This window comes from Ottowia sp. (assembly GCF_046348305.1).
GTDB lineage: Bacteria > Pseudomonadota > Gammaproteobacteria > Burkholderiales > Burkholderiaceae_C > Ottowia.
In genome coordinates, this window is sequence record NZ_JAXMEM010000004.1 from 330,765 (window position 1) to 356,739 (window position 25,975).

Genomic DNA, 25,975 nt, shown 5'->3' on the forward strand with positions numbered 1-25,975 from the left:
CCCTTGGGCAAAGGTTGGGTCACTCGTTCGGTGCGCCGCTCCACACCAGCTGATCGACGGTCGGCAGGCTGGGCAACTGCTTGGTCTCGGCCAGATACTTCAGTGTGGCCTGGACCGCACCGCGCCGCACCATGGTCTTGAAAGTTCCGCTCTCCAGGCCCTGCTCCAGCGTGTGGCGAGCGATCTTGTCGCCCTGTGGCATGTCGAACTTGAAGTACTCGTCCGATATCCTCAGCACTTCGTCCAGATTGGCACGGTCGTTGATGAAGGCCGACGCCTTCTGCGACAGCTTGACCACCGCCTGGGCAATCTCGGGATGGGCCTCGATCTGCTCCTCACGCATCACCAGGCCGGTGTTTGCGCCGTACATCTGCTTGAGCAGCTCGGGCTTGGTGGCATCGTTGGTGCGATAGGCCACCCTACAGGCATTGGACAGCTCGCACATGATGCCGGCGGGCTCCCAGGTGACAGCGGCATCAACCTGGCCCGCGCGCAGGGCGGCAAAGGCGGTGTTGGGCGCGCCCACGGCGACGTAGATGACGTCGCCGGCAGACATTCCGGCTTCCTTCAACAGGTAGGTGAACAGGGCCTCGGTGGCGGAGCCTCGCGCCACGACGCCGATCTTGCGCCCCTTGAAGTCCCGCATCATGGCCGGATAGCCCTCGGCCAAGTGGGGCGTGGGCAACTTGGCGGACGCATCGACCTGGAAGAAATTGGACACCGCCGCGCCCACCACGGTCTTGATCTTGGCGCCGCGCAGCACGGCCGCGGCCACCACGTCGATGGGCGTCTCCGACACGTCGATCGAGCCGCCAATCAAGGCCTGCACTCCCAGAGGCGCGGCCGGAATGGTCTTGAGCTCGCACACGATGCCGGCCTCCTGGCACCAGCCTTTGCTGCGCGCCACGCGGATCATCAGGTTACCCGAACCGGGGTAGTCCTGAAAACGCACCACGGGCAGGTCGGCGGCTACGACGGGCGCTGGCTGGGCCAACGCAGCGGCGGCCAGTACCAGGGCCGAAGTCAGCCCGCGGGCCGGGGGCACGCCAAAGCGAAGGGTGGATGAGCTCATGGTTCGTCTCCTTTCGGTGAAATGACCTGCTTGCGAGGGGCGTGCGACGCCGCCGCGGGCGCAGACGCGGACGCGACAGCATTGAGTCCCAGATAGGCGCGGAGCATGCGCACCAACTCGGTCTCCAGCGCCGGATCGTCCAGGAATAGGGGGCCCGGGTCGGTCAACACCGCGTTGATCAGCACGCCTTGCAACATCTGATGCGCAGCCACCAGGCGCGCGCGGGCGGCCCGGCTGCGCCAGCCGGCACGGCGCGCCATGGCGGCCAGCAACAGCTCACGGCTGCGCTCGCGCAAGCGGGTGAGCGGAGAGGTCGCGCGAGCCTCGTCCGACATGCGCCGCTGGTCCAGCACGGCAGCGGCATACAGACCGCGATGCTGGCGAAACGAGTGGACCGCCAGATGCACCCATTGCGCCACGAACTGCGGCGCGCTTTCGGTTCGGCGCTCCGGCGCTGCGTGAAATTCCGCGGTGTACCGAAGCATGGCCTCGACGACGAGCTCAAGCAGGGCATCGAAGTAGGCATCCTTGGTGTGAAAGCGGGTATAGAAGGTACCGATGGAGCAGCCGATGGCGGCCGCGATGTCGGCAATGGTCACGTCGGCCCAGTTGCGCCGGGCCGTGAGATGCAGGCCCGCCTTGATCAGCGCACGCTGGCGCTCACGCCCGCGCCGCTGGCGCGGCGGCGCGGCCAGGCGTGAAGGCAGTTCGGCGTCGTCCAGCTCGCTCCAGGCCGTGTCGGCGCTGGCGCGCGCTGGCGGGGAGGAATGGGTGGCAATCGGAGACATGTCAAATATGAATATAAATTTGTATTCATATCGTAGGCCGATCAATCCCCTTGCACCTCCGGAATTACCCTTGGGCTTGTCAGTTCGCCCGTCAGCGCGCCATGGCCAGGGTGAGCAGCACCTGCCGACGCCGCGTCAGACGATGGCGTCACGGGCCATGGGCCCGGCGATGAACCGCAACTTGCCTTCGACGACGTGCCAGCGTATACCCGGCTCATGTGCCGCCTGCTCGCCTACAAGGGTCGCCCGCTACCGATCGACGACCTGCTCTACCGGCCCGACCATTCGCTGGTCAAGCAAAGCTACCAGGCCGCCGAGGTCGCCGAGCCGTTGAACGGCGACGGCTTTGGCCTGGGCTGGTACGAGCCCGACGTCACGCGCGAGCCGGCGGTGTTCGCCTCGGTCACGCCGGCCTGGAACAGTCGCAACCTGCGCTACATGGCGCCCAAACTGGTGTCGCCCTGCATCCTGGCGCACGTGCGCGCCGCCACCGAGGGGCAGGTGTCGGAGTTCAACTGCCACCCGTTCCACCACCAGAACCTGCTGATGGCGCACAACGGCAGCGTGCGTCCGTTCGCCCGCATCAAGCGCGCCCTGGTTGACCGGCTGTCCGATGAACGCTTCCTGTGGATCCGGGTCTAGACCGACTCGGAACACCTGTTTGCCCTGTTTCTCGACGCATCCGAGCCCCTGACGCGCGAGAGCCAGCACTGGCGCGACGTGCCGCCGCGGCACTTCGTGCTGGTCGACGCGCACAACCGCCTGTCGTTGCGACCGATTCGCGTGGCCGGCGGCTGAGGCGCCGCCCGGTCTCAGCGCCGCAACAGCCGCAGCCCGTTGGCCACCACCATCAGGCTGGCTCCCATGTCGGCAAACACCGCCATCCACATGGTGGCGCCGCCCGCCACCGCCAGCACCAGGAACACCGCCTTGATACCCAGCGCCAGCGCGATGTTCTGCCACAGCACGCCGTGCACGCGGCGCGACAGGCGCAGCAGCTCGGGCAGCCGGCGCAGGTCGTCGTTCATGACCACCACGTCGGCCGCTTCCATGGCGATGTCGGTGCCGGCGCCGCCCATGGCCACGCCCAGGTCGGCACTGGCCAGCGCCGGCGCGTCGTTGATGCCGTCGCCCACCATGGCCGTCATGCCGTGGCGCGCTTGCAGTGCGGCGATGCGCGCCAGCTTGTCCTCGGGCAGCAGGCCGCCGTCGGCCTGGCTCACGCCGACGGCGCGGCCCACGGCCTGCGCAGCGGCCGGGCTGTCGCCCGACAGCATCACGGTGACGATGCCCATGGCCTTGAGCTCGGCCAGTGCCTCGGGCGCGTGCGGCTTGATGGTGTCGGCCACCGCCAGCAGGGCCAGCACCTCGTCACCGCTGGCCAGCAGCGACACGCTGCGGCCCTGCGCCTGGTGGGGCGCCAGGCGCGCCGCCAGCGCCGCATCGCCCAGGCCCTGCGCCTGCGCGGCACGCCAGCCGATCAGGCGCAGTTGCTGGCCGTCGATGCGCGCCTGGATGCCCTCGCCCGGGCGGTCGGCAAAGTCCGTCATCGCGCCCGGCAGCACGCCCTGCGCCGCCAGGCCGGCAGCGATCGCGCGTGACACCGGATGGTCGGACGCACCGGCCAGCGTGGCGGCCCAGCGCTGCCACGGCGCGGCCGGCACCGCGTCGTCCAAGGCCTCGGCCGCGACCAGCGAGGGGCGGCCCACCGTCAGCGTGCCGGTCTTGTCGAAGGCAATGGCACGCACGCGGCGTGCCTGCTCCAGGTGCACGCCGCCCTTGATGAGCAGGCCGCGCCGCGCCGCCTGCGCCAGTGCGCTGACCAGGCTGACCGGCGTGGCGATGACCAGCGCGCAGGGGCAGGCGATCACCAGCAGCACCAGCGCCTTGTACAGGGCGTCGTGCCAGGGCCAGCCCATCGCCCACGGCCCCAGCACGGCCACCGCCAGCGCCAGCGCGAACACCACCGGCGTGTAAACACCGGCAAAGCGATCGACAAAGGCCTGCGTGGGCGCGCGGCTGGCCTGCGCCTGCTCCACCGCGTGAATGATGCGCGCCAGCTGGGTGTCGCGTGCGGCGGCCGTCACCCGCAGCACCAGCAGGCCGGTTTGATTGAGCGTGCCGGCGTATACGGTGTCGCCCACGCCCTTGTCCACCGGCAGGCTTTCGCCCGTCACCGGCGCCTCGTCGACGGCGCTGCGCCCCTCGGTCACCACGCCGTCCAGCGCCAGCCGCGCGCCGGGCTTGGCGCGCACCACGGCGCCCACCGGCACCTGCAGGGCCGCCACGGCGCGCCATTGCCCGTCGGCGCCCTGCTGCTCGACCTCGTCGGGGGCCATGCGCAGCAAGTCGCCAATGGCCCCGCGCGCGCGATCGACGGCGCGCGCCTCCAGGTGCTCGGCCAGCGCGTACAGCGCCATCACCATGGCGGCCTCGGGCCACTGGCCGATCAGCAGCGCGCCGGTCACGGCCACCGTCATCAGCGCGCTGATGTTCAGGCGCGCGCGCCGCAGCGCCAGCAAGCCCTTCCAGTAGGTGGCCAGGCCCGACAGGGCCACCGCCAGCACGGCCAGGGCCACGCCCGCGGGTGCCCAGGCGGGCGGTGCAAAGGCGTGCGCCAGTTCGGCGGCCAGCGCCAGCACCAGCGCCGCCCCGATGCGCGGCAGGCCCGGCGCCAGCAGGGCACTGCGCCAATCGATGGCGGGGCGCGCCGGGGTTTGCGCAGGGCCGTGCGAGTGGCCGTGGTCGTGGTCATGTGCCGCGTCGTGCGCAGCGCCCGGGTCGGTCGCCGGCGCAAACCCGGCCGCACGCAGGCTGGCCTCGATTTCGGCCAGGCTGCCGGGCAAGGCCTCCACATGCAGCTCACGCGCGCCCAGGCGAAAGCGCAGACCGCGCAGGCCGGCGATGTCGCGCAGCGCGTGGCGGATCTCGGCCTCTTCGGCGGCGCAGTCCATGTTGGGGATGCGGTAGACGCGCTGGTCGATGGTGGCGGTGGTGCTCATGACCTCATTGGAAACCCTGGAGCAACTCCAAGGTCAAGCGAATACCATCGGGCCATGAAAATCAGCGAACTGGCGCAAGCCACCGGCACCCCGGCCGACACCATCCGCTACTACGAGCGCGAGGGCCTGCTGCCCGAGCCCGCGCGCGGTGGCAACAACTACCGCGTGTACGGCGCCGAGCACGCCGAGCGCCTGGCCTTCATCCGCCAGGCGCGCGGGCTGGACATGTCACTCGACGAAATCCGCGTGCTGCTGCGCTGGCAGGCCCAGCCTGGCGCCGACTGCGGCGCCGTGAACGCCCTGGTGGACGAGCACATCCAGCACATCGCCACCCGCATCCGCGAGCTGCGCGCGCTGGAGCGCCAGCTCAAGGCGCTGCGCGCGCAGTGCCGGCAGGCCAGCGACACCGCGCACTGCGGCATTCTGGTGGGCCTGAGCCACACCGAGACCGGCGCGCCGCCGGCCGCCCCGCCGCACCAGCACATCGGCGGCGCGCACGGGCGACATTGAGCGGCGCGGCGCTCCGATACCATTGCGCCGGTTCAAGGCGACGCTGGATTCAGCGTTGCCTCAACCCCCGGCAACAACAACAAAGGAGCACCGCCGATGAGCCTCTTGAACTGGCAGGAAAAACCCGTCACCGCACTGGCCAACGAGGGCGTGATCGCCCCCGATGAGCGCCTGCCCTGGCCCCAGACCACCGCCATGGGCGTGCAGCACGTGGTGGCCATGTTCGGCTCCACCGTGCTGGCGCCCATCCTGATGGGGTTCGACCCCAACCTGGCGATCTTCATGAGCGGCATCGGCACGCTCATCTTCTACTTCATCACCGGCGGCAAGGTGCCCAGCTATCTGGGCTCGTCGTTTGCCTTCATCGGCGTGGTGATTGCCGCCACGGCGTATGGCGGCAAGGGGCTCAACGCCAACATCCCGGTTGCCCTGGGCGCCATCATCGTGTGCGGAGCAATCTACGCGCTGATCGGCGTGGTGGTGCAGGCCATCGGCACAGCCTGGATCGAGCGGCTGATGCCGCCGGTGGTCACTGGCGCGGTGGTCGCCGTGATCGGGCTGAACCTGGCCTCGATCCCGGTCAAGAACATGGCCGCCAGCGGCTTCGACAGCTGGATGCAGGCCATCACCTTCGTCAGCGTGGCGCTGGTGGCGGTGTTCACGCGCGGCATGGTGCAGCGCCTGCTGATCCTGGTGGGACTGGCCATCGCCACCCTCATCTACCTGGTGCTGACCAACGGCATGGGCCTGGGCAAGCCGATGGATTTCTCGGGCATCGCCGCGGCTGCGTGGCTGGGCTGGCCCAAGTTCCAGGCGCCGGTGTTCGACAGCACGGCCATCCTGCTGATCGCGCCCGTGGCCCTGATCCTGGTGGCCGAGAACCTGGGCCACATCAAGGCCGTGAGCGCGATGACCGGCCGCAACCTGGACCCGTACCTGGGCCGCGCCTTCATCGGCGACGGCATCGCCACCATGGTCTCGGGCAGCGCCGGCGGCACCGGCGTGACCACCTACGCCGAGAACATCGGCGTGATGGCGGCCACGCGCATCTATTCCACCGCGGTGTTCATCGTCGCCGCCATCGTCGCGCTGGTGCTGGGTTTTTCGCCCAAGTTCGGCGCGCTGATCCAGGCCATCCCGCTGCCGGTGATGGGCGGCGTGTCGATCGTGGTGTTCGGCCTGATCGCCATTGCCGGCGCGCGCATCTGGGTGGACAACCGGGTGGACTTTTCCGACCCCGCCAACCTCTTGATCGCCGCGCTCACGCTGATTCTGGGCACGGGCGACTTCACGCTCAAGTTCGGCAGTTTTGCGCTGGGCGGCATCGGCACCGCGACCTTCGGGGCGGTGCTGCTGGCGGCCCTGCTGCTGCGGCGCAAGACTTGAAAATTGATGCCAAACAAGGCTTTTTCGCCCGTCCAGCAAGCGCCAACAGCTATCAACAACATAGCTACGGATTGCCCACCCGATCGCACGCCCACAGCAGCGTGATATCGCCGTCGGACGGCAGCCACGTGCCCATCGGGCGGCATGGCCGGCCGGCCGGGCACAGTTCGAAGTCGGCCGTGTAGGGCGAGCGCGTGAGGCGCAGCGCGCCCTGCGGCTGGTTGGCCGGCACGTACTCGTACCAGCCGCCGCGGCGCACTGCATCCGGCGGCGGCTCCATGCCGGCGCCGGTGCCCTGGATGCGCGCCCGCGTCAGGCGCAGGCGCGGCTGGCCGGCGGCGTCGCGCTGCACACGGTAGTCCTCTTCCCAGCGGGTTTTCTCGATCGAATGCGTCCAGGCCAGCGTGAAGCGCGCCAGCGGCTCGAAGCGCACACGCGCGTCGCGCGCGGCGGGCAAGGCGCCGCTCGCATCGGCACCCGAGGGCACGGACGCCGCCAGCGCGAGGCACACACCCAGAACGCCCGCGGCCCCACTCACGCCGCTGCCGTGCGCAGCTGGCGCGCGCGCCACAGATGCCACACGAGGAAAGCGGCGCTGGCGGCAAAGCCGATTTCATCGGTCCAGGGCACGGCCGCCACCAGAAAGCACGCCGCCAGCAGGCAGTACAGGCGCTCGGCCCAGTTCAGCGGCGTAAACAGGTAGCCGATGGCCGCCGCGCCCCACAGGCCGATGGCCACCAGCGCCTTGACCGTCACGTACACGGTGGCCCCCCAGCTGTCACCCAGCAGCAGCAGCGCGGGCGAATACACCATCATGTAGGGCGTGATGAAGCCGGCAATCGCGATGCGCATGGCGTGCAGGCCGATCTTCAGCCCGCTCTCGCGCGCGATGGGTGCGGCGGCAAAGGCGGCCAGCGCCACCGGCGGCGTCAGGTCGGCCATGATGCCGAAATAAAACACGAACATGTGCGAGACGATCAGCGGCACGCCCAGCTCCAGCAGGATGGGCGCGGCCAGCGAGCTGGTGATGATGTAGTTGGGAATGGTGGGAATGCCCATGCCCAGCACCAGGCAGGTCAGCATGGTCAGCACCAGCGCCGCCAGCAGGTTGTTGCGCCCCAGGGCGATGACGTAGCCGCCCATCTCGGCCGCCACGCCCGTCAGGTTGATGATGCCGATGATCACGCCCACCAGCGCGCAGGCAATGGCCACCGGCAGCGCGTGATGCGCGCCGTCCACCAGCGCCTGCACGCCCAGGCGGCGCGCGTCCTGCCCCTTGTGCAGGGCGAACGTGACGGCCACCAGCAGCGCCACCAGCACGAAGAAGGTGCCCACGCCGAACTTGAAGAAGCCCGCCGTGGCGATGCCCAGCAGCACCCAGAACAGCACGCGCAGCGCGGTGCTCCCCACGCCCACCATGCAGGCCGCGCCGAAGATCAGGATTGCCGTCAGCCCCAGGCCCACGGTGCCCGAAAACAGCGGCGTGTAGCCCGAGAACAGCAGCACCACCAGCCCGATCAGCGGCAGCAGCAAAAACCACTGGCGCCGGATGGCCAGCCATGGGTTGGGGCACTCGTCCTTTGGCAGGCCCAGCAGGTTCTTGCGGCCGGCCTCCAGGTGCACCATCCAGAACGCGGTGATGTAGTAGAGGATGGCCGGGATGGCCGCCGCCTTGCACACGTCCACGTAGGGGATGTTCAGCGTCTCGGCCATGATGAAGGCCACCGCGCCCATCACCGGCGGCATGATCTGCCCGCCCATGCTGGAGGTGGCCTCCACGCCGCCGGCAAACGCGCTGGAATAGCCGAAGCGCTTCATCAGCGGAATGGTGAACTGCCCCGTGGTGACCACGTTGGCCACGCCCGAGCCGTTGATGGTGCCCATCAACCCCGAGCTGATGACCGCCACCTTGGCCGGCCCGCCGCGCGTGTGGCCCACCGTGCCCATGGCGAAGTCGGTGAACAGCTGGATCATGCCCGCCTGCTCCAGGAAGGCGCCGAACAGGATGAACAGGAAGATGTAGCTGGACGACACGTAGGTCGGCGTGCCGTACAGGCCCTCGGTGCCGAAGGACAGGGTGCCGATGATCTGGTCCAGCCCGTAGCCGCGGTGCTGGAAGGCCGTGGGCAGGTATTCGCCCCACAGCCCGTAGCCCAGGAACAGCGCACAGATGATGGGCAGCGCCCAGCCCATGGTGCGCCGCGCAGCCTCGAACACCAGCACCAGCAGCACCACGCCCACCACCCAGTCGGCGTCGGTCAGGGTACCGGCGCGCTGCACCAGGTCGGCCTCGAACACCCACTGGTAGATGCCGGTGGCAAAGCCCGCCAGGCCCAGCACCCACGCCATGGGCTTGAAGCCCGCGCGCGCGCCGTGCCGCTTGCTGAAGCCCGGCTCGATCAAAAAGATCATCAACAGCACGAAGCCCACGTGCACCGCCCGCACCACCTGGCTGGAGATGGGACTGAAGGCGGCCGTGATGACCTGGAAGCTGGAAAACACCAGCGCCACCCAGAACACCGCGCTGCGCCAGGCCAGCTTGTCGTGGGTGGGGGCGGGCGGGGCGTCGAGCGGCGTGTGGCTGACGGCGGCGGCATCGGTCATGGCGAACTTTCTGTGCGCGGGTCGAAATTTTCGGTCGATCCCATCAAAAAATCGGCGCCATGTGGCGCCGGTTTTCAGACGGACTTCTGCATCGCTGGCTCTCGTCGGGTCGGGCCCGGCATTTCAGTCATTCAGGCGATGCGCGCCCCTTGAGCGGCTTGCATCATTTCAAGATGCCGGCCTCGCGGAAGTAGCGCTCGGCGCCCGGGTGCAGCGGAATGGGCATGCCCGTCAGCGCGTTCTGCAGCTTGATCGCCTTGGCCGCGTTGTGCGCGGCGTACAGGGTGTCGAGGTTGCCGTACATGGCCTTGGCCATCTGGTAGACCAGCTCGTCGGGCACCTTGGACTGCGTGATCAGGAAGTTGGGGATGGCCACCGTCGGCACCGCCTCGGTCTGGCCGGTGTAGGTGTCGGCCGGAATCTCGGTGGCCACGTAGGCCGGGCTGCCGATCTTGGCCACCACGTCCTTGGGCACGGCCACCACACGGATCTTGACCGAGCTGGCCAGGTCGCGGATGGAGGCCACGCCCAGGCCCGCCGATTGCAGCGTGGCATCGAGCTGGCGGTTCTTGATCAGCTCGACCGATTCGCCGAAGGGCAGGTACTCGACCTTGGCCAAGTCCTTGTATGTCAGGCCCGCCGCCTTGAAGATGGCGCGCGCGTTCAGCTCGGTGCCCGACTTGGCCGCGCCCACCGACACGCGCTTGCCCTTCAGGTCGGCCAGGGTCTTGATGCCCGAGTCCTCGCTGGCGACGATCTGGATGTAGTTGTTGTAGGTGGCCGAAAAGCCGCGCAGGTTCTTCAGCGGCTCCTTGAAGCCCGCCTCGGCGTCGCCGGCCCAGGCGTCGGCCACCGCGTCGCCCAGCGAGAACGCCAGCTCGCCACGACCGGCCTGCAGCAGGTTGAGGTTTTCGGCCGAGGCCTTGGTGACCTGCGCGGTGGCGCGCGCGTCGGGAATGGCCTTGGCGAAGATCTGCGCCAGCGACACGCCCAGCGGGTAGTACACGCCGCTTTGGCCGCCTGTCAGCACGTTGATGAACTGGGGCTTTTGCGCCAGCACGGTGCCCCCGAAGGCCAGCAAGCCGGCGGCCAGGCCCGCCGCGATCTTGATCTTCAAACGCATGTGCAATGTTCCTCTCATGAAATGGGTGTCACCCGATGTTATGGCACGACGACGACGGCGCAATGGGGGTTGTTACCAAAGGTGCTGCCTGGTCCCTCATATGAATAGGACAAAAAAATCGTTCCCAAAGGCCGCACTTGGGTCTATACCTGAGGCCGCACGGTCGCCTGCGCGGCGGCCGCGTGTTCAACCTTTCAATTCAAGAGGCATCACGATGAGTTTGCAACTGGGACAAACGGCGCCGGACTTCACGGCCGAATCAAGCCAGGACACGATCCACTTCCACGACTGGGCCAAGGGCAAGTGGACGGTGTTTTTCTCGCACCCGAAAGACTTCACGCCGATCTGCACCACCGAGCTGGGACAGTTCGCCCGGCGCAAGGCCGAGTTCGACCAGCGCGGGGCGCAGCTGATCGGCCTGTCGGTGGACCCACCCAACAGCCACCGCGAGTGGATCAAGGACGTGGCCAAGGTCGGCGGCGCCGAGGTCAGCTACCCCATCGTGGCCGACCCCGACCTGAAGATCGCCAAGCAGTACGGCATGTTCCACCCCGAGGCCGACGCCACCGTCACCGTGCGCTCGGTGTTTTTGATCGACCCCAAGCACAAGGTGCGCCTGATCCTGACCTACCCGCCCAGCATCGGCCGCAACATCGACGAGATCCTGCGTGCGCTGGACGCGCTGCAGCAGGCCGACAGGCAAGGCGTGGCCACCCCGGTGGACTGGCGCCCCGGCCAGGACGTGGTGGTGCCGCCCAGCGTGTCGGACGCGGATGCCGAAAAGCGCTACCCGGGCAAGATCCGCAAGGTCACCAGCTATCTGCGCTTCGTGCCGGCAGAGAAATAGCCACCCCCTGAGGCGCTGCGCGCCTTTCCCCTTGCAGGGGGACAACGCCAGTGGCCGGTGCAAGCCCGGCCACGGCGTTCGCTGCGTTGGCCTGCTCCGCGGCCATGGGGCTCTTTGGCAATCAGAGGCTGCCGACGGTGAGTGGCACCACGGTGCCGAGTGCTACTTGGATGCTTCGCTGCGCTCGAGCTTGCGGCTGTGCCAGTAGACCTCGTCGTTCAATTCATGTCCGCTGGCGTCGCGGTTGAACACGCGCGCCAGCACGAACATCAGGTCCGACAGGCGGTTGAGATAGCGGCGCGGCGCCGGACGCAGCGCCTCCTGCTCGCCCAGCGCCACCACCGCGCGCTCGGCACGGCGCGCCACGGTGCGGCACACGTGCGCCTGCGCGGCAGCGCGCGTGCCGTTGGGCAAAATGAATTCCTGCAGGCGCGGCAGCGTGGCGTTGTACTTTTCAAGCGCCGCATCCAGCTCGGCCAGCGCCTCGTCCTTGAGCAACTCGAAGCCGGGGATTGAAATCTCGCCGCCCAGGTTGAACAGCTGCTGCTGAATGTCGGTCAAGAGCTGGCGCACATCGGCCGGCAGCGGCTCGCACAGCAGCACGCCGATGTGGCTGTTGAGCTCGTCCACGTCGCCCATGGCGTGCGGGCGGGCGCTGGCCTTGGACACGCGGGTGTTGTTGCCCAGGCCGGTGGTGCCGTCGTCGCCCGTGCGGGTGGCGATCTGTGTCAGGCGCTTGCCCATGGTTTACTCACTTTTTAATAGCCGATTGCGCTTGTCCCACAAGTGCGCGCAAGCCCAAAAGGTATGAATCGACGCCAAAGCCGCAAACCTGGCCGGCGGCGATCGGCGCGATGAAGGAGCGGTGGCGAAACGGCTCGCGCGCGTGGATGTTGGACATGTGCACCTCGACGATCGGGCAGCGCAGGATGGCCAGCGCGTCGCGGATGGCGATGCTGGTGTGCGTCCAGGCGCCGGCGTTGATCAGCACGCCATCGACGCCGTCGCGATGCGCCTGGTGGATGCGCTCGCACAGCACGCCCTCGTGGTTGGTCTGAAAGCACTCGACGTCTGCACCGAGCTCACTGGCCAACGTGCGCAAGCCGGCATCGATGTCGGCCAAGGTGGCCGTGCCGTACTGCGCCGGATCGCGCTGGCCGAACATATTGAGGTTGACGCCGTGCAGGACGAGGAGTTTCATGCTTGCCATTATGAAGAACGTTGCCGACAGGGATATGCCGCACGCCGCACCGGGCATCAGGCCAGCGGCACCGCCAGCCGCGCCAGCACCGCGCGCGTGTCGGGGCGCACGCCGCGCCACCAGGCGAAGGCTTCGGCCGCCTGCTCCACCAGCATGCCAACGCCGTCGGCCAGGCGCGCGCAACCGGCTGCTTTTGCAAGATTGAGAAACGGCGTCAGACCCTGGCCGTACATCATTTCGTAGGCCAGAGCGCCGGGCGCGAACGCGCTGGCAGGCACCGGCAGCGTGTCACCGTCCAGGCTGGCCGAGGTGGCGTTCAGCACCACATCGAACACCTCGCCCGGCACCAGCGTGTCCAGCCCACCGCCGGAAAGCGCGCAGTCGCGCATGTGCGGTGCCAGCTCGGCAGCCAGCGCATCGGCCTTGGCGGCGGTGCGGTTGGCGATGTGGATGCGCGCCGCGCCGGCGCGCGCCAACGGCAGCAGCGCGCCGCGCGTGGCGCCGCCGGCACCGAGCAGCAGCACATGGCGGCCAGCCAGCGGCAGCCCCATGTTGACCTCGATGTCGCGCACCAGGCCCAGGCCGTCGAAGTTCTGCGCCTCGACCCGATCGCCCTCGAAGCGCAGCGCATTCGCGGCGCCGGCCAGGCGTGCGTCCGCGCTGGCCACGTCGGCGGCGGCCAGCGCCTCCAGCTTGAAGGGCAGCGTGACGTTCATGCCCCGGCCACCTGCGGCGCGAAACGCGGCCAGTGCGCCGGCAAAGGCGCCGGGCGCGGGGCCGGCGTCGATCAAGCCATAGTGCATGTCCTGCCCCGTGGCCTGGGCAAACAGGCCGTGGATCAACGGTGATTTGCTGTGGGCAACGGGGTGGCCAATGACGGCGTAGCGGTCGGTCATGGTGGTGAAGCAGTGCGTGGCGGGCGGGATGGCGCCGCACCGATAGCGATGAACAGGAGCGGCGCCATCTTATGCCGCTCCGGTGGAAGGATGCGGGGCGCGTGTGCCGGCGCGCTCGACGCCCGGCACCACGGCGAATGCCAGCCACGCCAGCACCACGCCGGCCAGCACCAACGGCAGCACCATTGGCCAGGGGCCGAAGCGCACGTCGGGTGGCGCAAACAACGCGGCGATCTGGCCGGCGGTGAAGGCGCACGACATCATCAGGAAACCCGACCAGGACACCGCACGGCCGGCCTGCTCGGGCAGATCCTGCACCGAGCCGGCTTGTCCGCAAGGCTGGTGCACGCCGTGGCCCAGCACGTACACGGCGTGCCCAGCCAGCAGTGGCAGCGCCGAGCCGGGCCAGAGCAGCCAGCCGACGGCCTGAATCAGCGCGCCGGCCAGGCTGCAGCAGGCCGCCAGCTGCACCGTGCGCTCCACGCCCAGGCGCGGCAGCAAACGCCCGCACGCCTGCGTGCTGACGATGTACACGAGTGACGCACCGGCCGGAATCCAGCCGTACACAACCGGAGAAAAGCCCAGCAGGGTGATATAGACCATGGGCGAGAGCAGCAAAAAGCAGAAGATGCCGCCGTAGCTGGTCGCAGACACGGCGCTCCAGACCTGGAACGCACGGTTGCCCAGCACCTGCCGCCACGGGGGACGGGTATCGGGCGCGACGCCCGCCGCCGCGCCTGCGCTCGCCGGCAGGCTCTCGCCAAACCAGCGCCAGCAGATCCCAACGAGGGCCAGGCCGTACGCGCCCATGGCCGCCAGCACCGCGCGCCAGCCCAGCGCCTGCACCAGCCAGGCACCCAGCAAGGGCGCCACCAGGGCCACCGCGCCCAGGCCGCTCAGGCCGCGCGCCATCACCTGCAGGCCGTGCCGCGCCGAATACAGATCGCGCACCGACGCGCGCGCGCACACCAGGATGGCCGCCATGGCCAGGCCTTGCGCGGCGCGCGCGGTGGTCAACCAGAAGGTATCCGGCGCCAGCGCGCAGGCGAACGCCGCCAGCACGTACACCACCAGGCCGACCAGCAGCACCGGCCGCCGGCCCACGCGGTCGGCCAGCGGGCCAAAGCCCAGCTGCGCGGCGCCGAAGGCGAGCACGAACGCCGTCAGGCTGGTGGTGGCCGATCCCAGATCGCGCGCGATGGCGGGCAGGGCCGGCAGGTAGCTGTCGGTCGCCACCGGCTGAGCTGCCAGCAGCAGGGGCAGCAGCACGGCAAAGCGCGCGTACGACGCTGGAGGGGTTTGCTGCGGATCGCGCGCCACACCGGCCATTCAGTAGCTGAGCCGGGCGGTGCCGCGCAGCACGTCGGCCGTGGTGGTGCCGTAGCCGAAGAACTCCAGGTACGCGGGAATCTGCTCGAACAGCATGTCGGTGCCCACCTGCACCGGACAGCCCTTGGCCAGGGCAGCCTGCAGCAGGGGCGTGTGTTCTGTCTTCATCACCACCTCGCCGACGAAGGTGCCGGCAGCGATGCGCGCCACGTCGAAGGGCAAGGGGTCGCCCGGCTTCATGCCCAGCGGCGTGGCGTTGACGATCACGTCCCAGCCTGCGGGGTCGTTGGAGCCCGTGCGCACCTTGAGCCGAGGGTAGTGCTGATGCAGTCGCTCACCCAAGGCCACGGCCGATTCTGGCCGCGCGTCATGCAGCATCAGCTCGACCGCGCCAGCAGCCGCGATGGACGCCGCGATGGCCGAGCCCACGCCGCCCGCGCCGTTTACGAGCACGCGCGCGCCGCGCAGGCTGCGGCCCTTGCGCTCGACGCCGCGCACAAAGCCCGCGCCGTCGAACATGTCGCCCACCAGGGCACCGTCCTCGCGCGCGCGCACCGCGTTGCACGCACCGGCGATCTGCGCCGTGGGGCTGACCTCGGCCAGCAGGCCCAGCGCCGTCACCTTGTGCGGCATGGTGATGAGCGCGCCGCGCACGTTGCTCATGCGCATGATCAGGGGCAGCGCAGTGACGAAGTCCTCGGCCTTGACGCCCATGGGCACCACCCGCGCGTCGATGCCCTGCGCATCGAACCAGGGGTTGTAGATCATGGGCGCCTTGAACGTCTCGGTCGGGTAGCCGATGTGGGCGATGAGCTGGGTTTTGCCGGAGAGCATGGGAGTCGGGGTCAAAGGATTGTCGAAACGGCGGCGGCACGGGTCACGGCGTGGTCACCGAGCCAGCGCGCGGCCTGCATGCCGCGCTGGGCGACCACCATGGGGTCGGAATTGACGTAGTCGTCGTTGAACACCTCGAAGGTGTAGTCGCCCCGGTAGCCGCGCGATTCCAGCAGCTGCACCAGCGGGCGCACGTCGTGCAGGCCTTCGCCGGGGAACAGGCGCTGGTGGCGCGCCAGCTCGATGATGTCGGCCTGGCGGTCGCTGTACTCGAAGAAGTAGTCGGCCAGCTGCACCAGGAATATCTTCTCCGCCGGTACCTCGGCCAGGCGAGCCAGCGTCTCGGGGGAGTCGTCGCCGTGCACCGCCATGTGAAAGCTGTCCAGGTTCAGGCCCACGCCCGCGTGGTCGCAACGGCGCACGATGTCCCAGGCCTGGTGCCAGCGATTGACGTGCCGGCCCCAGGACAGGGCTTCGTAGCAGATGCGGATGCCCAGCGGCGCCGCCAGTGTGGCCAGAGTGCGCAAATCGCCCGCGGCGCGGTCTGGGTCGTTGATGGCCAGCGGACTGGTGGTGGAGCACACCAGCAGCAGGTCGGCACCCACCAGCGTCATCTGGCGCAGCTGCTCGCGCGCCATGTCCAGCCGGTGCGCGCGCATGGCGTCGGGCGCGCACTCGAAGTCGCGCAGCGGCTGGAAGTCGGTCACGCGCAGGCCGCTGGCCTTGACCGCCTGCGCGGCCGCGTCCACACCCTGCGGGTGCGCGATCAAATCGCGCGCCCACAGCTCCACGCCGTGAAAACCGGCGGCTTTCATGCAGTCGAGTTTGTGCTCCAGCGTGCCGCCCATGGTGACGGTGTTGAAGCCAAAGCGAGACAGATCGATCGGCATGATGGCTGTGCCAGGCTCAGGCAACGGCGCCTCGCACGGCGGCCGCGCGCAGGCGGTCGTACTCGGGTTTGGCGACCGGGGCAGCGTCCGGCTGGCCGAGGTCGTTCATGTGGATGCGGAAGGTTTCACGCGCGCTCAGCGCCGCCAGGGCCGAGATGACGGTGATGCCAAAAGCCAGTGAGCCCACCGTGAGCCAGATATGGTCGGCTCCGGGCGGCGCAATGGCCGTGAAGATGGCCGGCAGCATGGCGGTGATGGTGGTACCGACGTTTTGCGAAATGGCCATGGCCGACACCCGCGTGCGGGTTGGAAACAGCTCGGGGTAGAAGCTGGGAAACACCGCGTTGTAGCCCTGATAGACCACGCCCCACATCAGCAGCGACATGACGACGGCCAGGGGCACGTTCTTGATGCTGATGGCGTACAGGTAGCCAAACGCCATCAACCCGGCCAGCAGCGAGCCGACGATGACGGGCGGCCTGCGGCCGATGCGATCCGACAGGTTGCCGACAAAGGGAATCACAAGCACCGCCAAGATGTTGCCCAGCACCGGAATCCACAGATAGACGTCCTTGGCAAACCCGATGCCGTAGGCGGGTTGCACCGCGTAGGCGGCGCCGAAGATGGTGGCCACGACAGGGATCACGTTCATCAGCGCCATGCATACCACGCGCAGCATGTCACGCCAGCTGTATTTGAAGGCGTCGACGATGGGTGAGCGCGGGCGCGCCTCGTGCCTGACTTCATCGGTGAAGGCGGGCGTTTCGTGCACTTCGCGGCGAATGATCCAGCCGGCGATGATGACGACGAAGCTGAGCAGGAACGGAATGCGCCAGCCCCAGCTGTTGAAGGCGTCGGGCTCCATGTAGTGCGCCAGCGGCAGGAACACGGCGGCGGCCAGAATCTGACCGGCCTGCACGCCCTGCAGCGTGAAGCTGGCAAAAAAGCCCCGGCGCCCGAACGGTGCGTGCTCGAGAATCATCGAGCTGGCGCCCGAGATCTCGCCCGCCACCGCAAAGCCCTGGATCAGGCGCAACAGCACCAGCAGCGCCGGCGCCAGCAGGCCCACCTGGTCGTACGTGGGCAGCAGGCCGACGGCGATGGTCGAAAAACCCATCAGAAACATGCACCACAGCAGCACGCCCTTGCGCCCGTGCGTGTCGCCCAGGTGGCCCAGCACGAAGGCGCCGATGGGCCGCGCCACGTAGCCCACGCCATAGGTGGCCAGCGAGGCAATGATGGCAATCGCCGGGTCGCCGTGTGGAAAGAATATCTGCGGAAACACCAGCGCGGCGGCGGTGGCGTAGATGAAGAAGTCGTAATACTCCAGCGCCGATCCGATCCAGCCGCTGGCGGCGGCCTTCCTGGACTGGTGGCGGCCGGGGGATTCGGCTGCGGCAGAGGGGTTCATGGGTCTGTCTCCTTGATGGTCTGGGGCCGTGTTGGCCCGGGTGATGACGCGGCTAATGGATGTCGCCAACGCCGTAGCGGCGCGGGCGGTCGATCTCGTCGCGCAGTGCTTCGGGATAGATGAGTTCGCGCAGCAGCCTGGCGTCGCCGCGCGCGCGCTCGGCCAGCTCGGGCAAGCCGAAATACTCGAAGTAGTACGGAACCTGCTGCACAAGCATTTCAAAGCCGCCCTGCGCCGTGAGGCCGCGCGCGCGCGCCGCACGCACCAGCGGCGTGGGCTGTCCGCGCAAGAGGATGTCGAACACGGCGGCATGTGGCTCGAGCCGCGCCGCGTCGCAGGGCAGCGGATCGTCCGGCGCAAGGCCGAGCGCCGTGGCGTTGACGATCAGGTCGTAGCCCGCGGGATCGGCGCTGGCAACAGCACGCACCACGGCATCGAAAGCGGCGTCGATGCGCGCGGCCAGACCCGCCGACTTGCCGGGCGATGGGTCGAAAAACGCCAGCTCGGCGGCGCCCTGGCCTTCGCCGCCCTGCGTGAGTGAGACGCCAATGGCCGCGCCGCTCACGCCCGCGCCCAGTATCAACACCCGCTTGCCGCGAAACGGCATGCCGTAGTAATCCAGCGCGGCGACGATGCCTTCGCCGTCGAACAGATCGCCTTCCAGCTTGCCGTAGCCGGCACGGCGCACCACGTTGACCGAGCCGGCCACACGCGCGTACAAGCCCACGCCGTCGAGCAACGGCACCGCCAGCGGCTTGTGCGGCGGCGCGATCACCATGCCCTTGACGTTGTCGGCCAGAAAACTGGCCTTGAGCCAGACCGCGAAGTCGCGTGCGCGCACCCGCACCGGCACCATGCGCGCCGCCACGCCGTACTCGGCAAACAGGCGGTTGAACATGCGCGGCAGGCGCACGTTGGTGACGGGATCACCCGGGATCAGATACAGGTCGGTGTTGCCGGAAATGAAGTCCATGAAACTGTGCTCCGAAGAAGCTGAAACGCAATTTATGCATTGCGGCGGCAAACCGCTACGGGGCCGAATGCATCGACGTTCGATGATTGATCGAGTTTGATCGATAATCGCGCATACCAAGGGTTTTCACGGGTCTTGAACCCCTCAAGTGCCACAGCCGCACCGGCGTGTTTTGGCACCCCGGTTTGCCCGTTCGTTTGCATGACGTCCACCCATCCAACCGACAGCGTGAAACCGGGCGAACGACCTGGCGCACCGCCCCTGCTGGCACGCGACTGGATCGCCGGGCTGGAGCGCGGCGTGGCGCTGCTGGAGGCGTTTGACGAGGCGCATCAGCGCATGACCGCCAGTGAAGTGGGCAAACGCATTGGCCTGACACGCACCGCCGCGCGGCGCTATCTGCTGACGTGGCAGCACCTGGGTTTCGTGGCCGGTGACGGCAAGCTGTTCTGGCTCACCCCGCGCGTGCTGCGTCTGGGCCAGGCCTATCTGGAATCGGCCCGCCTGCCGCGACTGGTACAGCCCTATTTGCAGCGCGTGACCAACGGCACGGCCGAAACCGCTTACCTGAGCGTGCTGGACGGCGACGAGATCGTCTTCATCGCCCGCAACGGCCCCAACCGCAACATGAACACCGGCTATGTGCTGGGCGCGCGCGCGCCGGCGCAACTGACCGCCGCCGGCATGCTGCTGCTGGCGCAGCGGCCCGACGCCGAGCTGCGCCGCTGGCTGGACACTCACCCGCCAACCATCTTCACGCCGCACACGATTGCCAGCCTCGAGCGGCTGTGGCTGGAGCTCGTGCGCTTTCGCGCCCAGGACTGGGCACTGTCAGAGCAGCAACTGGACTTGAATTCGCGCGGCATTGCCGTGCCGCTGCGCGATCGCCACGGCGCGGTGGCGGGCGCCTTGAGCATCACCATGCCGATCGGCCGCGAGAAAAGCGAGGACGCCGTGGCCCGCACCTTGCCCGTGCTGCGCGAGACGGCGCAGGTGATGCGCGACCTGATCTGAGCTCGCGCACCGAGTGCGAGCAGTGGCCTACGATGAAATGTGTCGTTGGCCCTTGTGTATCAAGCGCAAACAGCTATTGATATGCTAGCGACCGGTGCATTGATGCGGACAACGCACGCGCAGCGGACGCGCCGTACACTGTCCCTCACCCGCAGGAGTCCCCCATGAACGCCCCCAGCCAGCCCACCCACGTCATGCCCGCAATCAACCAGCGCCCCGTGCCGCCGGCGCTGATCGAAGCGCTGAAGGCCCGCTTTGGCGCCCAGTTCTCCCAGGCCCAGGCGGTGCGCGAGCAGCACGGGCGCGACGAGTCGGCCTTTACCACCGTGCCGCCGCCGGCCGCCGTGGTGTTTGCCGAAAGCACGCTGGACGTGCAGGACGCCGTCAAGCTGTGCGCGCAGCACCGGGTGCCCGTCATCCCCTATGGCGTGGGCTCCTCGCTGGAGGGCCATCTGCTGGCGGTGCAGGGCGGCGTCAGCCTGGACGTGAGCCGCATGAACCAGGTGCTGAGTTTCAACGCCGAGGACCTGACGGTGACGGTGCAGCCGGGCGTCACGCGCGAGCAGCTCAACGCCGAGATCAAGAGCGCGGGCCTGTTCTTTCCCATCGACCCCGGCGCCAACGCCAGCCTGGGTGGCATGTGCGCCACGCGCGCCAGCGGCACCAACGCCGTGCGCTACGGCACCATGCGCGAGAACGTGCTGGCGCTGCAAGTCGTCACCGCGCAGGGCGAAGCCATCCGCACCGGCACGCGGGCCAAAAAGAGCAGCGCGGGGTATGACCTGACGCGCCTGTTCGTCGGCAGCGAAGGCACGCTGGGCGTGATCACCGAGGCCACGCTGCGCATCTACCCGCTGCCCGAGGCGGTGTCGGCCGCCATCTGCTCGTTTGCCAGCATCGGCGATGCCGTCAACACCGTGATCCAGATCATCCAGCTGGGCGTGCCGATTGCCCGTGTCGAGCTGCTGGATGACAAGACCGTGCGCGCCGTCAACCAGCACAGCAAGCTCACGCTGCGCGAGCAGCCGATGCTGCTGATGGAGTTCCACGGCTCGCCCGCCAGCGTCAAGGAGCAGGCCGAGACCGTGCAGCAGCTGGCCAGTGACAACGGCGGCGCCGGCTTTGAATGGGCCGACACGCCCGAGGAGCGCACCCGCCTGTGGACCGCGCGGCACAACGCCTACTTTGCCGGCGTGCAAAGCCGCCCCGGCTGCCGCTGCATCACCACCGACGTGTGCGTGCCCATCTCGCGCCTGGCCGACGCGCTGCTGGACAGCGTGAAAGAGGCCGACGACAGCGCCATCCCCTACTTCCTGGTCGGTCACGTGGGCGACGGCAACTTCCACATGGGCTATTTGATCGACCCGGACGACGACGCCGAACGCGCCCGCGCCGAGCAGCTCAACCGCCAGGTCGTCGAACGCGCGCTGGCACTGGGCGGCACGTGCAGCGGCGAGCACGGCGTGGGCCTGCACAAGATGGGCTTCTTGCAGCAAGAGGCCGGCGCCGCCGCGGTCAACATGATGCGCACCATCAAGCGCGCGCTGGACCCGCTGGACATCATGAATCCGGGGAAGGTGTTTGCGCGGTAATTGCACTCAGTGAATCAAGATCCACTGCGCCTCCGTCAATCAGAATAGAAAAAGCCTGGCAGGTCGCCCCGCCAGGCTTTTGGGTACGGACGGGGTCTTTCGACCCCTCCTTATTGCAGCAACGGCTCTCACCCCGGATAACCACAATCGGGGCCGAGTATAGCAAGGGAGGTTTCATGGCGCAGTACGTTTTTGGGCTGGACATCGGCATCGCCTCGGTGGGCTGGGCTGTCCTGGATGAGCAGCGCATCGTCGATCTGGGTGTGCGCTGCTTTGACAAGGCCGAAACCGCCAAGGAGGGCGACCCGCTCAACCTCACCCGCCGCCAGGCGCGGCTGCTGCGCCGCCGCCTGTACCGGCGCGCCTGGCGGCTGACGCAACTGGCGCGGCTGCTCAAGCGCGAAGGCCTGATCGAGGATGCCAGGCTGTTCGCGCACAGCCCCGCCTTCGTCGAACCGGATCCCACGAACGCCAAGCGCCAACACCTGGTCAGCGCCTGGGAACTGCGCCGGGCGGGGCTGGATCGGCGGCTCGCCCCGCTGGAATGGGCGCGCGTGATCTATCACCTGTGCAAGCACCGGGGCTTTCACTGGATCAGCAAAGCCGAAGAAGCCGCCGCCGACAGCGACGCAGAAGGCGGGCGGGTCAAGCAAGGCCTCAAAAGCACCAAAGCGCTGATGGAGGCCAAGGGCTATCGCAGCGCCGCCGAGATGGTTCTGGCCGAATTCCCCACGGCACAGCGCAACAAACAAGGGCAGTACGACAAGGCGCTGGCGCGCGTGCTGCTTGGCCAGGAGTTCGCGCTGCTGTTTGCCACCCAGCGTCGGCTGGGCAACCCGCACGCGAGTGAACGATTCGAGGCGCTTTTGCTGGGCTCGGGCGACCGCAAGGGTGGCCTGTTTTGGCAGCAAAAACCCGCCCTGTCGGGCGCGGACCTGCTCAAGATGCTGGGCAAATGCACTTTCGAGAAGACAGAGTTCCGCGCGCCCAAGGCCAGTTTCACGGCCGAGCGCCATGTCTGGCTGACCAAACTCAACAATCTGCGCATCGTCGAAGACGGCCGCTCGCGGCCGTTGAACGAGGCCGAGCGCGCTGCTGCGTTGGCACTGCCTTACCAGACCGAAAATTTCAAGTACAAGTCACTCAAAAACACGCTGGTCAAGGCCGGGCTGTGGAGCGCCGACGTGCGTTTCGGTGGCCTGTCTTACCCCAGTACCGCGCAGAAGGAGAACGACAAGGCCAAAGACCCAGAAGATCAAGCACTGGTCAAACTGCCCACGTGGAACACCCTGCGCAAGGCTTTCGAGAAAGCCGGCCACGGGTCACTGTGGCAACGCATCGGCACGCCCGCGCTTGAGGGCCAGCCCGAGCTGCTCGATCAGATCGCTTGGGTGCTCAGCGTCTTCAAGGACGGCGCTGAGGTGGTGCAACAGTTGCGCCGGCTGAACTTGCCCGAGTCCGACACCTGCATCGCCGTGCTGGAGCAGTTGAGCTTCGACAAGTTTTCCAGCCTCTCGCTCAAGGCGCTGCGCCGCATCGTGCCCTTGATGGAAAAGGGCCTGCGCTACGACGAAGCCGTGGCGCAAATCTCGGAGTATGGCCACCACAGTCAGTTGACGACGCCCGACGCCAGTAAACGCCTGTACCTGCCTCCGTTCTACGAGCACGAACGCAAGTACGGTAAGAGCGACCGCGTGGGCTCGATGCAATTCCGTGAAGACGCCAACGTCCCGCGCAACCCGGTGGTGCTACGCGCGCTCAACCAGGCGCGCAAGGTGGTCAATGCGCTGATCCGGCGCCACGGCAGCCCCATGGCCGTGCACATCGAGATGGCGCGCGACCTCTCGCGCCCGCTGGACGAACGCCGCGAAGTGCAAAAGCTCCAGGACGAGTTCAAGGAACGCAACCAAAAACTGCGCGACGACTTCGAGACTTTGTTCAAGCGCAAACCCAACGGCAAGGACTTCGAGAAATGGCTGCTCTACAAGGAGCAGGGTGGCCAATGCGCCTACTCGCTGCAACCGCTGGCGCCCAGCGGCGACTGCAATGAGATCTTTCTGGATGGCAACACCCAGGTCGACCACGCCCTGCCTTATTCGCGCAGCTACGACGACAGCAAGAACAACAAGGTGCTGGTGCTCACCCGCGAAAACCAGAACAAGGGCAACCGCACGGCCTATGAATACTTGACCAGCTTTCCGGGCGGCGAAGACGGCGAGCGCTGGCGCGCCTTCGCCGCCTGGGTGCAGGGCAACAAGGCCTACCGCATGGCCAAGCGCACACGCCTGCTGCGCAAGAACTACGGCCAGGACGAAGCGCGGGGCTTCATCGACCGCAATCTCAACGACACGCGTTACATCTGCAAGTTCTTCAAGAACTACGTTGAAGAACACCTGCAACTGGCTGAGCGCCCCGATGGCGACCGCAACCGCCGCTGCGTGGTGGTCAGCGGCCAGCTCACCGGCTTCTTGCGCGCCCGCTGGGGTCTGACCAAGGTACGCGCCGAGAGCGACCGTCACCACGCGCTGGACGCCGCCGTGGTGGCCGCTTGCACGCACGGCATGGTCAAGGCTTTGGCCGACCACGCGCGCACCAAGGAGTTGGAGTTCCTGAGTGAAGGCTTTCCGGATCCGGAAACCGGCGAAGTTCTCAACCCCGCCGCGTTCGACAAGGGCAAGAAGCACTTTCCCGAGCCCTGGCCGCACTTCCGCCACGAACTGCAGGCGAGGCTGTTCACCGACGATCTGGCGGCGCTGCGCGAAGACATGCTGCGGCTGGGCAGCTATTCGCCGCAGGCATTGGCGGATATGCGCACCGTGTTCGTGTCACGCGCGCCGCAGCGGCGCAACGGCGGCGCCGTGCACAAGGAAACCATTTATGCGCAGCCCGACAGCCTGAAGGCCCAGGGCGGCGTGATCGAGAAAGTGCTGCTCACCAGCCTGAAGCTGCCAGACCTTGAGCGCCTGTTGGAGCCGCACCGCAACGAGCGACTTTACGCCGCCATCCGGGAGCGGTTGCAAGCCCACGGCGGCAAGGCCGATAAGGCCTTTGGCCCCGACAACCCCCTGCGCAAACCAGACAAGAACGGCCAGCCCACCGGCCCCATCGTGCGCAGCGTCAAGCTGGTGCGCGACAAGCAAAGCGGCATTCCGATCCGCGGCGGCCTGGCCAAGAACGACGCCATGCTGCGCGTGGACGTGTTCACCAAGGCAGGCAAGTTCCACCTGGTGCCGGTGTATGTGCATCACCGGGTGACGGGATTGCCGAATCGGGCGATTGTGGCGTTCAAGGACGAAACCGAGTGGACTCTGATCGACGAGAGCTTTGAATTCTTGTTTTCGGTATATCCCAATGACTTCATCCGCGTTCAGCAGAAGGGAAAGCCCATCATCGAAGGGTACTTTTCCAGCGCCCACCGTGGCACGGGCAACATCAATCTGTGGCTGCACGATCGCAGCACCGTTGATCGCAAGGATGGCGCGATCGAAGGCATCGGCGTCAAAACCGCCCTGTTCTTCGAGAGGTTCAACGTTGATGTACTGGGCAATTGCTATCCCGCGCCCAAGGAGACCCGCCGTGGTCTGGCGTAGCGTGATCATCAACCAACCAGCAAAGCTCAGGCGCGAGCATTTCGCGCTGGTGGTGGAGCAGGAGCAAAGCGCACGTGTGCCGTTCGAGGACATTGCTGTCATCGTGCTCAATCACCGCGAAATCACACTCACGCACCCGGTGCTTTCGGCCTGCGCGGATTACGGCATCGGCCTGTACAGCACGGGCGACAACCACCAACCCAACGGCGTGTTCATGCCCTTCCTGCAGCACAGCCGCGCCACGCGCATGCAGCGCCTGCAACTCGACCTGGACAAACCAAGCACCAAGCGCGCATGGGCGCGCATCGTGCAAAGCAAGATCAACAATCAGGCGCGCTGCATGGAGCTGGTGCGCGTGGCCGGGGCCGACCGGCTGGCGTCGTATGCGCGGCGCGTGCGCTCCGGCGACAGTGGCAATCTTGAAGCGCAGGCCAGCGCCTACTATTTTCCGCAGGTGTTCGGTCGCAGCTTTCACCGCAGCCAGGAGAATTGGACGAATGCCGCCCTGGACTACGGCTACGCGGTGCTGCGCGGCGCCTGCGCCCGCGCGCTGGTGGCGCATGGCATGCTGCCCAGCATCGGCCTGTTTCACAGCAGCGAGCAGAACGCCTTCAACCTGGCCGACGACCTGATCGAGCCCTACCGTCCCATCGTCGATTTGCACGTGGCGCAGCAGCCGGCGCGCCCCGACGACGCCAAACTGCAGCCCGTCGACAAGGTGGCGCTGGTCGGCCTGCTCAACGTGGACGTGGCCATGCCGCGCGGGCAGATGAGCGTGCTGGCCTCGATCGAACAGGCAGCCGAATCGCTGGCGCGCCTGTACGACGGCGGCAGCGAACAGGTGCTGGAGCTGCCCGGCCTGATCAAGCTGCGGCAGCACGCGTTCGAGATGTAGCGGCGCGCGCCATGGGCC

22 protein-coding genes are annotated in these 25,975 nt (G+C 67.7%); 8 read left to right on the forward strand and 14 right to left on the reverse strand.

Features of this window, described 5'->3' with window-relative positions:
* Nucleotides 1-19: 19 nt before the first annotated feature.
* Both U1F38_RS05740 and U1F38_RS05745 read right to left on the reverse strand, forming a co-directional pair.
* Nucleotides 20-1,072 carry an ABC transporter substrate-binding protein gene (locus U1F38_RS05740; protein WP_409986083.1) on the reverse strand — a complete coding sequence of 351 codons (1,053 nt, stop codon included), beginning with the start codon at nucleotides 1,070-1,072 and terminating at the stop codon, nucleotides 20-22.
* Nucleotides 1,069-1,860: a TetR/AcrR family transcriptional regulator gene (locus U1F38_RS05745; RefSeq protein ID WP_409986084.1), complete on the reverse strand. Its 792-nt coding sequence runs from the start codon at nucleotides 1,858-1,860 to the stop codon at nucleotides 1,069-1,071. Before U1F38_RS05745 ends, U1F38_RS05740 begins: the two co-directional genes overlap by 4 nt.
* Before the next feature lie 195 nt (nucleotides 1,861-2,055).
* On the opposite strand from U1F38_RS05745, the gene U1F38_RS05750 reads away from it, so the two are divergent.
* A complete protein-coding gene (locus tag U1F38_RS05750; RefSeq protein ID WP_409986085.1) occupies nucleotides 2,056-2,502 on the forward strand; it encodes a class II glutamine amidotransferase in 447 nt (148 codons plus the stop codon).
* A 170-nt stretch (nucleotides 2,503-2,672) separates the two neighbouring features.
* Here U1F38_RS05750 and U1F38_RS05755 read toward each other — a convergent pair whose 3' ends face one another.
* Nucleotides 2,673-4,862, reverse strand: a complete 2,190-nt coding sequence (locus U1F38_RS05755) for a heavy metal translocating P-type ATPase (RefSeq protein ID WP_409986086.1) — start codon at nucleotides 4,860-4,862, stop codon at nucleotides 2,673-2,675.
* A gap of 54 nt (nucleotides 4,863-4,916) precedes the next feature.
* Here U1F38_RS05755 and cadR point away from each other — a divergent pair, with 54 nt between their 5' ends.
* Nucleotides 4,917-5,372 (forward strand): Cd(II)/Pb(II)-responsive transcriptional regulator, encoded by a 456-nt coding sequence (cadR, locus tag U1F38_RS05760; protein WP_409986087.1) that lies wholly within the window; start codon nucleotides 4,917-4,919, stop codon nucleotides 5,370-5,372.
* Nucleotides 5,373-5,468: 96 nt separating this feature from the next.
* Nucleotides 5,469-6,758 (forward strand): solute carrier family 23 protein, encoded by a 1,290-nt coding sequence (locus U1F38_RS05765; protein WP_409986088.1) that lies wholly within the window; start codon nucleotides 5,469-5,471, stop codon nucleotides 6,756-6,758.
* A gap of 64 nt (nucleotides 6,759-6,822) precedes the next feature.
* Here the strand turns inward: U1F38_RS05765 and U1F38_RS05770 are convergent, their stop codons facing one another.
* The 3 genes from U1F38_RS05770 to U1F38_RS05780 form a co-directional block, all read right to left on the reverse strand.
* On the reverse strand, nucleotides 6,823-7,245 hold the full coding sequence (locus U1F38_RS05770) for a DUF1850 domain-containing protein (RefSeq protein WP_409986089.1): 423 nt from the start codon (nucleotides 7,243-7,245) through the stop codon (nucleotides 6,823-6,825).
* 47 nt (nucleotides 7,246-7,292) lie between these two features.
* Entirely contained in the window at nucleotides 7,293-9,362 is a 2,070-nt protein-coding gene (locus U1F38_RS05775) for a TRAP transporter permease (RefSeq protein WP_409986090.1), read from the reverse strand.
* 163 nt (nucleotides 9,363-9,525) lie between these two features.
* A complete protein-coding gene (locus U1F38_RS05780; protein WP_409986091.1) occupies nucleotides 9,526-10,485 on the reverse strand; it encodes a TAXI family TRAP transporter solute-binding subunit in 960 nt (319 codons plus the stop codon).
* Nucleotides 10,486-10,699: 214 nt separating this feature from the next.
* Here U1F38_RS05780 and U1F38_RS05785 point away from each other — a divergent pair, with 214 nt between their 5' ends.
* Complete coding sequence (locus tag U1F38_RS05785; protein ID WP_409986092.1) at nucleotides 10,700-11,332, forward strand: peroxiredoxin; 633 nt, start codon at nucleotides 10,700-10,702, stop codon at nucleotides 11,330-11,332.
* 162 nt (nucleotides 11,333-11,494) lie between these two features.
* Here the strand turns inward: U1F38_RS05785 and U1F38_RS05790 are convergent, their stop codons facing one another.
* The 8 genes from U1F38_RS05790 to U1F38_RS05825 form a co-directional block, all read right to left on the reverse strand.
* Nucleotides 11,495-12,076: a cob(I)yrinic acid a,c-diamide adenosyltransferase gene (locus U1F38_RS05790; protein WP_409986093.1), complete on the reverse strand. Its 582-nt coding sequence runs from the start codon at nucleotides 12,074-12,076 to the stop codon at nucleotides 11,495-11,497.
* Nucleotides 12,077-12,083: 7 nt separating this feature from the next.
* Entirely contained in the window at nucleotides 12,084-12,533 is a 450-nt protein-coding gene (gene aroQ / locus U1F38_RS05795; protein WP_409986094.1) for a type II 3-dehydroquinate dehydratase, read from the reverse strand.
* Between the two features lie 56 nt (nucleotides 12,534-12,589).
* Entirely contained in the window at nucleotides 12,590-13,429 is an 840-nt protein-coding gene (aroE, locus tag U1F38_RS05800; protein ID WP_409986095.1) for a shikimate dehydrogenase, read from the reverse strand.
* Between the two features lie 69 nt (nucleotides 13,430-13,498).
* The gene (locus U1F38_RS05805) at nucleotides 13,499-14,749 is read right to left on the reverse strand and encodes an MFS transporter (RefSeq protein ID WP_409986096.1); all 1,251 of its coding nucleotides are present in this window, start codon (nucleotides 14,747-14,749) and stop codon (nucleotides 13,499-13,501) included.
* A gap of 9 nt (nucleotides 14,750-14,758) precedes the next feature.
* A complete protein-coding gene (locus U1F38_RS05810) occupies nucleotides 14,759-15,592 on the reverse strand; it encodes a shikimate dehydrogenase family protein (protein ID WP_409986097.1) in 834 nt (277 codons plus the stop codon).
* An 11-nt stretch (nucleotides 15,593-15,603) separates the two neighbouring features.
* Nucleotides 15,604-16,482, reverse strand: a complete 879-nt coding sequence (locus U1F38_RS05815; RefSeq protein ID WP_409986098.1) for a sugar phosphate isomerase/epimerase family protein — start codon at nucleotides 16,480-16,482, stop codon at nucleotides 15,604-15,606.
* Nucleotides 16,483-16,498: 16 nt separating this feature from the next.
* Nucleotides 16,499-17,893 (reverse strand): MFS transporter, encoded by a 1,395-nt coding sequence (locus U1F38_RS05820; RefSeq protein ID WP_409986099.1) that lies wholly within the window; start codon nucleotides 17,891-17,893, stop codon nucleotides 16,499-16,501.
* Nucleotides 17,894-17,945: 52 nt separating this feature from the next.
* Nucleotides 17,946-18,866 (reverse strand): shikimate dehydrogenase family protein, encoded by a 921-nt coding sequence (locus tag U1F38_RS05825; RefSeq protein WP_409986100.1) that lies wholly within the window; start codon nucleotides 18,864-18,866, stop codon nucleotides 17,946-17,948.
* 201 nt (nucleotides 18,867-19,067) lie between these two features.
* Between U1F38_RS05825 and U1F38_RS05830 the strand changes: the two genes are divergently transcribed.
* From U1F38_RS05830 to cas1, 4 genes are all read left to right on the forward strand, one after another.
* Nucleotides 19,068-19,880, forward strand: coding sequence for an IclR family transcriptional regulator C-terminal domain-containing protein (locus U1F38_RS05830; protein ID WP_409986101.1), 813 nt, complete (start codon nucleotides 19,068-19,070; stop codon nucleotides 19,878-19,880).
* Nucleotides 19,881-20,044: 164 nt separating this feature from the next.
* Complete coding sequence (locus U1F38_RS05835; RefSeq protein ID WP_409986102.1) at nucleotides 20,045-21,472, forward strand: FAD-binding oxidoreductase; 1,428 nt, start codon at nucleotides 20,045-20,047, stop codon at nucleotides 21,470-21,472.
* Between the two features lie 176 nt (nucleotides 21,473-21,648).
* The gene (cas9, locus tag U1F38_RS05840; RefSeq protein WP_409986103.1) at nucleotides 21,649-25,062 is read left to right on the forward strand and encodes a type II CRISPR RNA-guided endonuclease Cas9; all 3,414 of its coding nucleotides are present in this window, start codon (nucleotides 21,649-21,651) and stop codon (nucleotides 25,060-25,062) included.
* On the forward strand, nucleotides 25,049-25,957 hold the full coding sequence (cas1, locus tag U1F38_RS05845; protein ID WP_409986104.1) for a type II CRISPR-associated endonuclease Cas1: 909 nt from the start codon (nucleotides 25,049-25,051) through the stop codon (nucleotides 25,955-25,957). The genes cas9 and cas1 overlap by 14 nt, the downstream gene beginning before the upstream one ends.
* Nucleotides 25,958-25,975 lie beyond the last annotated feature (18 nt).